The sequence below is a fragment of the Vibrio sp. S457-15 genome, from assembly GCF_000960545.1.
Taxonomy (GTDB): Bacteria; Pseudomonadota; Gammaproteobacteria; order Enterobacterales; family Vibrionaceae; genus Vibrio; species Vibrio parahaemolyticus.
The window spans coordinates 17,066-29,063 of record NZ_JYOQ01000142.1 but is presented as its reverse complement, the minus strand read 5'-3'; the positions used below and the strand labels follow the sequence as shown (position 1 = coordinate 29,063).

Sequence of the window (11,998 nt, the reverse complement as noted above, 5' to 3'; positions counted from 1 at the left end):
TTATTTTACTGAAAACAGTCGTAGTCGATTTGCATTACTAACGACAGTAATTGAAGACAGTGCCATTGCCGCTCCTGCGACAACAGGACTGAGCAAAAATCCAAATGCTGGGTAAAGCACGCCAGCGGCAACTGGAATACCCAACGAGTTGTAAACAAAGGCACCAAATAGGTTTTGCTTCATATTTTTAAGTGTAGCGCGAGACAGTTCAATCGCATGTACTACCGCCATTGGTGACGTGTTCAGGATGGTCATTTGCGAACTTTCAATGGCGACATCACTGCCGCTACCCATGGCAATACCAAGGTTGGCTAACGCGAGAGCAGGGGCGTCGTTAATGCCATCCCCCACCATTGCCACGACATGTCCTTGAGATTGAAGTTGCTCAATGTGCTGAGCTTTTTCATCTGGCATTACTTGGGCGATCACTTCATCAATATCAAGTTCTAGGCCGATAGCATTGGCAACGTGTTGGTTATCACCCGTCAGCATTACCGTTTTGATGCCTTGCGATTTTAATGCAGAGAGCGCTTGTTTCGCATCTGATTTGATTGGGTCGGCAATGGCAATCAGACCGATCAGTTCGCCGTTCAATGCCACAGCTACCGGAGTCCACGCATTTTTTGCGCATTCATCGATGTCTGGTTTCAGTGCGCTGGTCTCAACGTTTTCTGTTTGCATGAACTGTAGCGAACCAATAAGCAGCGGTTTATCTTGATACGTCGCCAAAATGCCGCGTCCGCGAACGTTCTCAAACTTGTCTAATAAGACGTCTTTTGCGTTGTGTTGTTTGGCATAATCACACACCGCTTTTGCCAGTGGGTGCTCAGACTGACGCTCTGCCGCATACGCTAAAGCCAATAGTTCTTCTTGGCTGGTGGTCTGAGTAAACACTTGCTGAACGCTCGGTTTTCCTTGGGTAAGTGTGCCCGTTTTGTCGAATACAACCGTGTCGACTTTGCTTGCCAATTGCAGGGCATCGGCGTCTTTGATCAAAATGCCGAGTTCAGCGGCCTTACCCACTCCCACCGTGACAGAAAGTGGGGTTGCTAAGCCTAGAGCACAAGGGCAGGCGATGATCAGTACCGTTGTGGTGACCACAAGCATATAACTCGCTTTTGGCTCTGGGCCAACGGCAAACCAAACGAGCGCGGCCAGTATTGCTATACCAACAACGACAGGGACAAACACCGATGAAATCTGGTCTGCCAATTTCGCGATGGCAGGCTTACTGCTTTGCGCTGTGCGCACCATGCGGATGATTCGAGCCAGCATGGTATTTGCGCCAATGCCCGTTGCCTCAATGAGTAAGGCTCCATCTGTGTTCAAAGTACCTGCGGAGACTTGAGCCTCTTGCGCTTTTAATACAGGAACAGGTTCGCCTGTGAGCATAGATTCATCAATGTACGATTCACCTTGAATCACAACGCCATCAACAGGCACTTTCTCGCCGGGTTTGATACGCAGTTTCATGCCTAGCGTGATTTGCTCAACCGTTATTTGTTGGTCGCCTTGTTCCGTGATTACCGTAGCTTGCTGAGGTTGTAAGTTAATCAACGCTTGTAAGGAACGCGTTGTGTTCGCCTTAGCTTTAGCTTCTATATAGTGACCAAGTGAAATCAAACCAATGATCATCGCGCTGGCTTCAAAATAGACATGACGAGAAGCCATGGGGAACCAGTCAGGAAAAATCACTACCAACATCGAGTAAAACCATGCCGCACCCGTACCGAGTGCAACCAAGGTATCCATTGTGGCGCGTTTGTGAGTGGCCGCTAACCAAGCATTACTGAAGAAGTGTTTACCCGCCGTGGCAAGAAGGAGCAAACATACGATACCGATCGCGCCCCAAGCTAATTGGTCGTTGGTGTTGCGAATCATCATATTGCCGCCAGCAACGCCCCAAATCATTAAAGGGGCACCGACGACAAGGCCTGCAATAGCATCCAGTTTGAAGCGTTTTTGCTGCTGACGTTGTTGCTGCGCTTGTTTTTCTTGCTGGGTTGCGGCGTCTTGTAGAATTTCACCCTGATACCCGGCTTGTTTAACCGATTCTAAAATCTCGGCGTGCAAGTCGTCAGAATCGTTATCGACAAAGACCAACGCACTTTGCTCAGCCAGGTTGACTTGTGCTTTTTCAACGCCTTGGACTTGAGTCAGCGCTTTTTCAACAGAGGCAACACAGCTGGCACACGTCATCCCTTGAATCAGCATTTGTAATTGTGTCGCGCCTGCTGGTGGTAGCTCTTCAATTTTAACTTCAGGCTCACCGTGAAGTTGCTGCTCAACTTGAGCTAGCGTTTCTGCCTTCTGCGGAGCTGATACATTTGTTTCTGTATTTGCTTCTATGATCACTTCGGAACTCGCGCTATAGCCTAAGCTTGCCACCAAATCGATGACTTGCTCTTGTGTCAGCAGAGTATGAATGCGTAAGTGCGTTGTCGAAGCTTCGAAAGAGACAACATCTTGATTGGACTCCAATAAAGAAGAGAGTTTTTTAACGCAGCCACCGCAGCTTAGCCCCGATAGTTGGAGCTCATAATGGGTGCCAGCTTGGTAACCAAGGGATTCAATTGAGGCGACCACGTCAGATAAAGACGCATCCGTCTTTAATTCTACAGAGGTCGGAGACAAATTGATGATTTCAACATCGTGATTAGCGTGTAACGCTTTCTCTACTTTCTTTGCACAACCCATGCAGTTGAGCCCCGATAACGGTACAACGAACTGGTTCATAAACTTGTCCTCAATAATAGCGATGTAGAGAGCTTAAACCTTACATCAAGGGGAAGGTCAAGCATTTCATTGGCGAAACAATTTCGTCAAAACTGTCAGTAAAGCTCAGTTTCTTCCTCTGTTGTGTTGCGAGTGATCTCAAGGTTTTTTCTCTCTGAATATAAAGTTCCGTTAAAACTCCTAAAACATGAATGAAGTCGCTCACGAATTTGAAGCTTTTCTTATGTCAGAACAGCGTAAAAACTCACTTTTGACGTTTTTATGTTTTTATTTATCTATATAAGTAATTGAAAAATAAGGATTGATATTGTTTTTGATCTTCTCATTTTGAACTTGCTCAGATTGCTGCTGGGAAAGTTTTTTACTGCGAAAAAAGTTTGTCATATTTGCCCCGTCCAAACATTGTTTCAAGTTCCTGCAATGTCCTAGTTAGCGAATTTGAAAATGGAAAAAACTAAAAATATAGGGGTTAAAAATGTCTTACCTAAAGAAAAGCCTACTTGCTACGGCAATCACAGGCATGATGTTCAGTGGTGCAGCTCTTGCTGATGGCGCAAACAGCGATGCTGCTAAAGAGTACCTAACAAAAGATTCTTTTTCTTATGAAGTTTACGGGATCATCGCGATGCAGGCCGCGTACCGCGATTACGATTCTGGCAGCAAAGCAACGGATGACGACCTAGGTGGCATGCAGCTAAACAACGAATCTCGTATCGGTTTCCGTGGTAAAAAACAATTTGCTAACTTCGGTCCTACCTTTATTTGGCAAATCGAAGGTGGTTACGTAGACCCTAGCTTTGGTGGCGAGGGTGCTGGTCTTGGTGAGCGTGACACATTCGTCGGTTTTGAAAGTGCTTCTTGGGGTCAAGTTCGTCTAGGTCGTGTTTTGACACCTATGTACGAGTTGGTTGACTGGCCAGCATCTAACCCAGGTCTAGGCGATGTTTACGACTGGGGTGGTGCAATCGGTGGTGCTAAGTACCAAGACCGTCAATCAAACACCATTCGTTGGGACTCTCCAATGTACGCAGACAAGTTCTCTCTAGACATCGCAGCGGGTGCTGGTGATAAAGCGGGTCTAGGTGCTGGTGATGATTACTGGGGCGGCATCGCGGCTCACTACAAGTTAGGTCCACTACAATTGGATGCTGCTTACGAAGGTAACCGTAACATTGAATCTGAAGGTCAAACTTGGGAAAACAACACGTACCTAGTTGGTGTTCAAGGTTGGTTTGATAACGGTATTTCGTTCTTCGCTCAATACAAATACATGGAAGCGGACGCAAGCAACGGCGTGAACGAGAAGCAAGATGCAATGTCTGCAGGTCTGATGTACACAACAGGTGACTGGCAGTACAAGCTAGGTTACGCAGCGAACTTCGACCTAGAACGTGACGGTAAGACAATTAACGATACAGCAGACGATGTACTATCTGCACAAGTTATGTACTTCGTAGACCCATCTGCAGTGCTTTACGTACGTGCTCGTACTCTAGACTTCGGTGACGGTGCGTCTCAACTAGATAAACCAGCAGAAGCGCGTTGGAAGTCAGCTGACTACGATGAGTTCTCTGTAGGTGTTGAATACTACTTCTAATAAAGAAGCAGCTTAAAGGGCGGAAACGCCCTTTTTGTCTTGATACTTATTCATATAAGCCATTGAAATGACTGGCCTGTAAGTTTCAGTGGCTTATCTAAATTGGTATAAAGTGAGAAACCATGATGAAAAAAACAACGACACTTCTTGGAATTTGCGCAATCCTTTCTGCGCCTGCCTTCGCTGCTCAGTTGACTCTGCAAAAGGAATTAGTGCCTCGCGTTATTAATGGTGAGTTCGTTTACCCTGAGTGGATCTCTGACAACAACAGTATCGAGCTAAAAGACGGTGAAAACCAGTTAGCGGTGACTGTTGGTCAAATTGTGTTTGAAGATGGAAAGCGCCGTAAGTTTGATTCGCAGCCTCTTTTATTAGAGTTTGATGCAGAAAAAGATGCTGAACTTTCTCTGACTTACAAAACCTTCCGCACCATTGAAGAAGCGAAAGCCTTCGAACTCGATCCAAAAGTGGTACTAAAGGATAAAAACGGAAAAGAAGTGGATTTCTCTATGGTTCAGCTCCGTAAAGGTGGTTTGCAAGGTTTTCGTGATTACGAGCGAGAAGTGGCCGACTACAACAACGCAATGAACAAACAAGCGACTAAGAGCAGTATCGCGCAATCTCCTGCGGTGACGAAAACATTGAAAGAGTCGTTCAATGAACTCAGCCGTGAAGAGCAACAAGAGTTCATGCAATGGGCGATGCGTAACCTGAAGTAATTTCGTCTCGCGCTTAAACAATAAATAAGAGGGCAGTACCTATATTGGTGCTGCCCTGTTTGTATTTCTGGTGTCAAACCGATTGTAGAATTGACTTACGGTGGTAAAATGTCGCCACTTTTATCCTTGACATCACAACGAGAGCCCTCTCGTTGCTCATTACCCCTAAGGAACTCAAATGACGGTTAAAACTCGTTTTGCTCCTAGCCCAACTGGCTATCTACACGTTGGTGGTGCGCGTACTGCACTTTACTCTTGGCTATACGCTAAAAACCAAGGTGGCGAATTCGTTCTACGTATCGAAGATACAGACCTTGAACGTAACTCTCAGGAAGCCGTTGATGCGATTCTAGAAGGCATGGAATGGCTAGGCTTGGAGTGGGATGAAGGTCCTTACTACCAAACTCAACGTTTTGATCGTTACAACGAAATGGTTGATAAGCTTCTTGCTGAAGACAAAGCGTACAAGTGTTACGCGTCTAAAGAGCTGCTAGATGAAATCCGTGCAGAGCAAGAAGCAAACAAAGAAATGCCTCGTTACGATGCAAACCATCCAAAAATCAAAGCGGCAAACGAAGCGGCAAAAGACGGTGACCCATGTGTTATCCGTTTCCGTAACCCAAAAGAGGGTAGCGTAGTATTCGAAGACCAAATTCGTGGCCGTATCGAAATCCGCAACGATCAAATGGATGACCTAATCATTCGTCGTACTGACGGTTCACCTACTTACAACTTCTGTGTAGTAGTGGATGACTGGGACATGGGTATCACTCACGTCGTTCGTGGCGAAGACCACATCAACAACACGCCTCGTCAAATCAACATCTACGAAGCATTGGGTGCGCCAGTACCAACGTTTGCACACTGTGCAATGATCTTAGGTGATGACGGTGCGAAACTGTCTAAGCGTCATGGTGCAGTATCAGTAATGCAATACCGTGATATGGGTTACCTGCCTGCGGCACTAAACAACTACTTAGTGCGTCTAGGTTGGTCTCATGGCGACCAAGAAATCTTCTCTCAAGAAGAGATGATCAACTTGTTCAGCCTAAACGCAGTATCTAAGTCAGCCTCTGCTTTCAACACGGATAAACTGCAATGGTTGAACAACCACTACATCAAGAACTCAGATCCTGCGTATGTTGCAGAGCATCTACAATGGCATCTAGATCAGCAAAAACTCGACGTAACAAACGGCCCTGCGATCACTGACGTGATCAAGCTAGTCGGTGAGCGTTGTCATACTCTTGTTGAGCTTGCTGAGCAAATTCGTTACTTCTACGAAGATTTCTCTGAGTTTGAAGCGGGCGCAGCGAAGAAGCACCTGCGTGGTGTAGCGAAAGAGCCTCTAGAAGTAGCACTTGCGAAAGTGGAAGCGATCACAGAGTGGACGACAGAAAACCTACACCAAATGATCGCTGACGTATGTGCAGAGCTTGAAATTGGCATGGGTAAAATCGGTATGCCACTTCGTGTTGCAGTAACAGGCGGCGGTCAATCACCTTCTGTTGATGCTGTAATGGCGTTGATCGGCAAAGAACGTTGTGTTGCTCGCATCAAAATGGCGCTAGAGTTCATTGCTGAGCGTGAAGCAAACGCATAATTAGACTGAATAAATAGTCATTCTAAGCCGCGATATTTGTCGCGGCTTTTTTGTATCTGAAGGTTCACAGCACTATAAAGCTTAATCTTGCTAAGGATATAAACTGCTCGTTTTGCTTTTTAGCTGTTCAAAAATGGATAAGTTTTTGTAATCCATATATGCCTAATATGAATGAAAATTAACCGTTCGCATTCAAAATATCTCTCTGATTTATATTTATAAATCCTAAAGTTCCCTAATTATTGTCTCAATATTGAGAAATTAACTTGCTTTAGCTGTCTGGTTTTAAAAAGTGAGGCAAACGTTTGCGTAGTTGGTGGGGTGGGTCTTTGAGTGCTCAAGATCACATAATGTAGAACTTTTTGATGACACGAAATTGACAGTTTTGGGATTTGTCTCGTGATTTCTTAGCGTTATAGTTCAACCCGTCAGTGAGAACTCGATAACGATATGCATCACTGCACTGGAAATATATCCAAGTGACTTTCCATAAATTTTTTGCATGTGCATAAAGCGGAAGTTGCTTCGGTATCCACTCAAGGAATGAATAAAAAGAATTGAAATACAACGTCAGTGTTATTAGGCGGCGCATTTCGTCATCGAATTAAAAAAAGTACTTCTTTAGAGGAATCAATAATGAAAAAACTAGCAGCGGTAATTTCAGCGTCTTTACTTATGGCTTCAGCAGCTCAAGCAGAAGTATACGTGGGCGGTAAAATGGGTAAATCTTGGTTGGAAGATGCTTGTGTAGCAGGTCAATCTTGTGACAAAGATGGCTCAACTCTTGGTGCTTTCGTTGGTTACGAATTCAATGACTACATTGCACTAGAAGCTGGTTTCGACAACGTTGGTGATTTCGATCAAACTTCTTTCGGTGGCCACGTAGAAGCAATCACTCTTGCTCCTAAATTCAGCCTACCAATCACTCAAGACATCGCACTTTACGGTAAAGTTGGTGGTGCTTACGTAATGTTCGACGGTAAAGATGATTACTCTTACCTAGGCGCAGCTGGTGTTGAATTCAACCTAAGCCAAAACGTTACAGCACGTGCGGAATACCAAACAATTACTGACATTAGCAACAACGTAAGCAAAGCAGCTGGTAACTCTGCAACTCTAGGTGTTTCTTTCAAATTCGGCGGCAACGATGAGCCAGTAGTAGTTGAAGAAGAGCCAGTAGTTGAAGAAGTAGTTGTAGAAGAAGTTGTTGAGCCAGTAGTGGTTACTAAAACTTTCGAAACTCAAACTATCGGTACTGGTAGCTTTGACCTAAACAGCACAACACTTAAACCAGAAAGCGCTTCTAAACTAGACAACCTAGTTGCTTTCCTAAACGAGCACCCACAAGCGAAGGTTGAAGTAATTGGTTACACAGATACTTCAGGCGCTGCAGCATACAACCAAAAAGTTTCTGAGAAACGTGCTGAGTCTGTAGCAAACGCGCTAGTTGAAAAAGGCATCGATGCATCACGCATCCAAGCTCGCGGTGAAGGTGAAAACAACCCAATCGCATCAAACGATACTCGTGAAGGTCGTCAACAAAACCGTCGCGTAGAAATCGTTGTACCTGAGTTCGAATACCAAGTTCAGCAATAAGCTCCTATCCGACCGTAGAATAGCAGCCTAAAGCTGAATGCCCCGAAGAGTTCGCTCTTCGGGGCTTTTTTTATCTGTTCATTTTGTATCGCTTAATTTGTGAATGGTGGACACAAAAAAAGAGAACCGGTTGATGACGGGTTCTCTTTTTGCGTTCGATAGAGGTTCAACTCTCGAAATCATTTTTAGCAGTGAAGCGAAATTTGTCTGAGGCGCTTTTAAGTTGTGTAAGTACGAGAGTGGATTACTTCAGATCGATGCTGTTGAGTCGGCCCATAAAAGTGAGGATTTCTAAGTTCTCTTTGTGGGCTTCTAGTAGTGCCTTTTTCGTTTGCATGTAAGCGGCAAGTTTGCCGTATTTGTTAATCGAACGTACTACCGTCTTGTATTTGTATTCACCCTTATCGTTAAACTCGCGCCATTTCGCAATGTAACAAGTGTCTCGGTTGTCTGGGTTCTCTAGGGTAGGGTTAGGCTTATGAACGATTTTAGGCTCAACGCTGTGCGGCAGACGCGTCATTAAGTACGGGTCTTTTAATAGACGTCGCCAAAATTTGCCCCACATTTCTCTACCCAACTCATTTCTTAGTTTGATGGCTTTCTTCAAGCCCTTTTTCTCTCCAATACGAACAAAACCCACTGAGCGATGCAAAACAGTATCGTCAGGAGTATGAATGTGGATCTTAAAGGCAGTCTTGCCTTTCGAAATAAAGCGGTGTCCAGTGTTAGTAATTAAATTGCTCTTAGACATAGTGCTAACTAATATTTTTATTAATAGTCGAGAGGGTAAGCAAAACTCATAAATAATTAAAGTAATAAAATACAAAACTGTAAATAGTAACTGTGAAGTAATTAAGGGCGATGGCGAGCGTTTTCAACCCGCATGAGGTTTGACCAGAAGCGGCAATATGCTGTTGTTGGGCGTTTGGATTATTGGGAAGAGAACGTTGTGTGCGGGCAATGAGCCCGATAAACGCGTATAAAAAAGCCTTAGCTCAACGGTGAGCTAAGGCTATGATATGGCGCCCCCAGTAGGATTCGAACCTACGACCTGTCCCTTAGGAGGGGACTGCGCTATCCAGCTGTGCCATGAGGGCGTAATACCAATCACAGCAACTATTGGGTTATTGCTACAGGTTAAACAAATTCACAGCCATGCTGCTGATTTCTTTAACCCTAGTGCTAACTTGTTAGTTACTTAGACAGGCATAATCAAATAAGATGCGTTGTCTATGATATTCAAAAGTAAGCATATCTCAAGGCTTAATGTGACCTTTTATAAGATCTTGTTCATTACATCGCCAATTTGAACGCTGGACGCCAAATTCGGCTGATCAATCGTCAATTCTGCTTCTTGTTCATAGATGCGGGAGACCGTCAGCGTGATCTCGCTTTGCGACACTTTATTACGTGGTAAACCCTTTTGATCGATGAATGATGCCGTGTGCCACAGTTGCAGTTTGTCACCTTCTTTTACGCCGTGCATGCGGCCCAGATCCATCGTGACGGTGTTGCCAAAAACGGCCACCACTTCCGGTAGGGTAATCTTGCAAGACAGTTCGGACTCGAGGTCTAACATGATGTTGCGGCTGACGCGTAGCATCATTTCGCCATAGGTCGATGCCCAGAAACGTGCACTACGAGTATCCACTTGGCTGGTTTTGGCGAATGGCCAACGCGCGACTTCGCGGTACGCTTTGTTGAAGACTTCATGGCCTGTCTTGCCATCGAAGACTTTCATCTCTAAAGCAAACTGACGGTTAATGATGTCGTCTTTTAAGAGTTGAGATTCAATCGTTGCCGTTAAGTCAGTGATCACGCCGCCAATAATGTATTGTGCGCCGTTGTCTTGCGCAATCATTTGAGTGCGAGCTGGATAATTGCTGCTGATTGAGTAGTCCGTCGTGCCAACAGAAACGAAGCTGCGCGAGGTTTGATCCAATTGGCGATTAACGACTTTGCTGAAATCGTCACCCACTTGGTAGATTTGCCCCATGACTGCTTGTTGGGGAGAGGCAACGTCAATGTTACCGACCAAAATAGTCTTTTTGTATTGATCCGTGTGGCAACCCGTTGCCGATGGATAAATGTCCACTCGGATCTTCATCTCCATTTTACCACCGCGTTTGCGCTCAGATTCCACGAGAATGTAGCGCACCTCATGGTTAGTAAACTGATATTCTTTGCGGCTTTCTTCCAATAGCGGCATCAAATTACTGATGCTGCCAATGTCTGCGCCCGAAAAGTTGACGGCTTTGAATAGAGCGTCTTCCAACGCATGGAGCCTTGCCGCATCTTCAGAAGAAACGATCGTGGCAACGCCTGTCACTTCGTACCAAGACGCCACTGCACGAAATGGCAGAAGCATAACGAAAGTGATTGAAAGTAGGCTAAATAATATTTTTTTCATTGGGTATGACCGTTCGGGTATAAATATTGCTATATCAATTTCAGTGAAGTTTGGTGGCGCTTTCTTAGTTCGACAAACAAAGAAAAGCAAAGACTGTTCCAATATTACCTTTACTCAGTAAGGAATTGTGAAAGAACAGTACCACCCAAGATTATCTGGAGAATCAAACCATGAAAAAGTGGCTTGTCGCCGCATCGATGATGACGCTTTTGACATCGTGCGCGTACTCACCGATTTATAATGGTAAAGAACCGTATTCAGGCAGCCAGTTCATGTTGATGGACAGTCCGCGTCATACGATGGACTTCTTTATTGAGAGCATGACAGAAGATTTGATGGTATCTAACGTTGCCGTTTCTGCACGTACACCAATTGCTATCACATCGTTTGTTGACCTGCAAAATATGGATGCGACCAACTGGTTGGGCAACTCTGTATCTGAAGGATTTATCCATCAGTTCCAACGTCGCGGTTTTAAAGTCGTCGATTTTAAAACGACAGGATCTATCCAAGTGACGCAGCAAGGCGACTTTGCCTTAAGCCGTGACTGGCAAGATCTGGCACAAGAGCAGCAAATTCAGTATGTGTTAACGGGAACCATGCTTCGTCAAGAAGGTGGCGTGTTGGTTAATGCTCGCGTTGTTGGTATGCAAAGCCGTGTTGTGGTTGCCACAGCGCAAGGGTTCTTGCCTGCAGACCGAATCGGTCGTGATTTGGATACGCTAAATAGCATCCGTACCCAAGATGGCGTGTTGATTCGTTCAGACCCAACTATTCGCCAGCCATACACTGTGATTCTCCGCCCATAGGATAGAACCATGAAGAAGTTATTATTTATTATTGCCACCTTGGTGCTTGTGGGATGTCAGCCATTACAACAGATGCGCCAAGATGAAATTTTAGTGGCGGTAGGTTATGCAAGCGTAAGCGAACAAACTGGCCGCACGGTAGAAGAAAAACGTGTGCGCGCGATGCGAGCATCAAAAATTGATGCGTATCGTGAGTTAGCAGAGCAAGTTTACGGCATGCGAGTAAGCGGTCGAGCCGAACTTGAAGATCAGCGTCTTGGCATTGAAAGCACGAGTGGCGCGGTCGATGGCGTGATTCGCGGTGCAGAGGTCGTGCGCAGTTACTTAGTTGAAGACAGTTACGTAACAGAGTTACGTTTGGATATCCGTAAGATGGATAAGCTACGCGATTACGGTGAAGTTCAACAAGTGCCTGAGAAGCGTCAGCAAACTTTGTTCTAAACCCCCTTCACTAAACAGATAATCTTTTCGAGCGGCTAATTGGCAACAATTGGTCGCTTTTTTATGGGTTGATTTGATGGCTTTGCC

General features: G+C 45.1%; 9 protein-coding genes and 1 tRNA gene. 6 read left to right on the top strand and 4 right to left on the bottom strand.

Translation table 11 applies throughout. From position 1 onward, the window contains the following. Complete coding sequence (locus UF05_RS15525; protein WP_045544944.1) at positions 1-2,736, bottom strand: heavy metal translocating P-type ATPase; 2,736 nt, start codon at positions 2,734-2,736, stop codon at positions 1-3. A gap of 475 nt (positions 2,737-3,211) precedes the next feature. Here UF05_RS15525 and chiP point away from each other — a divergent pair, with 475 nt between their 5' ends. The 4 genes from chiP (at position 3,212) to UF05_RS15505 (ending at position 8,251) form a co-directional block, all read left to right on the top strand. Beyond that, on the top strand, positions 3,212-4,333 hold the full coding sequence (gene chiP / locus UF05_RS15520; protein ID WP_005454008.1) for a chitoporin: 1,122 nt from the start codon (positions 3,212-3,214) through the stop codon (positions 4,331-4,333). A 122-nt stretch (positions 4,334-4,455) separates the two neighbouring features. Further along, on the top strand, positions 4,456-5,052 hold the full coding sequence (locus tag UF05_RS15515; protein ID WP_005453993.1) for a YccT family protein: 597 nt from the start codon (positions 4,456-4,458) through the stop codon (positions 5,050-5,052). A gap of 178 nt (positions 5,053-5,230) precedes the next feature. Further along, positions 5,231-6,655, top strand: coding sequence for a glutamate--tRNA ligase (gltX, locus tag UF05_RS15510; protein ID WP_005482241.1), 1,425 nt, complete (start codon positions 5,231-5,233; stop codon positions 6,653-6,655). 636 nt (positions 6,656-7,291) lie between these two features. Next, positions 7,292-8,251 (top strand): OmpA family protein, encoded by a 960-nt coding sequence (locus UF05_RS15505; RefSeq protein ID WP_025500673.1) that lies wholly within the window; start codon positions 7,292-7,294, stop codon positions 8,249-8,251. 244 nt (positions 8,252-8,495) lie between these two features. On the opposite strand, the gene UF05_RS15500 is transcribed toward UF05_RS15505, so the two are convergent. The 3 genes from UF05_RS15500 to UF05_RS15490 all read right to left on the bottom strand — a co-directional run bounded on the left by UF05_RS15500 (position 8,496) and on the right by UF05_RS15490 (position 10,661). After that, on the bottom strand, positions 8,496-9,002 hold the full coding sequence (locus tag UF05_RS15500) for a hypothetical protein (RefSeq protein ID WP_005482262.1): 507 nt from the start codon (positions 9,000-9,002) through the stop codon (positions 8,496-8,498). A gap of 269 nt (positions 9,003-9,271) precedes the next feature. Further along, positions 9,272-9,348: transfer RNA gene (locus tag UF05_RS15495), tRNA-Arg, on the bottom strand. 179 nt (positions 9,349-9,527) lie between these two features. Continuing rightward, positions 9,528-10,661 (bottom strand): flagellar assembly protein FlgT, encoded by a 1,134-nt coding sequence (locus UF05_RS15490; protein ID WP_031816691.1) that lies wholly within the window; start codon positions 10,659-10,661, stop codon positions 9,528-9,530. A 170-nt stretch (positions 10,662-10,831) separates the two neighbouring features. On the opposite strand from UF05_RS15490, the gene UF05_RS15485 reads away from it, so the two are divergent. Together UF05_RS15485 and flgP are read left to right on the top strand one after the other, a co-directional pair. After that, entirely contained in the window at positions 10,832-11,470 is a 639-nt protein-coding gene (locus UF05_RS15485) for a FlgO family outer membrane protein (protein ID WP_005382013.1), read from the top strand. A gap of 9 nt (positions 11,471-11,479) precedes the next feature. Continuing rightward, positions 11,480-11,911 carry a flagellar assembly lipoprotein FlgP gene (gene flgP, locus UF05_RS15480; RefSeq protein ID WP_005453982.1) on the top strand — a complete coding sequence of 144 codons (432 nt, stop codon included), beginning with the start codon at positions 11,480-11,482 and terminating at the stop codon, positions 11,909-11,911. The last annotated feature ends 87 nt before the right edge of the window (positions 11,912-11,998 follow it).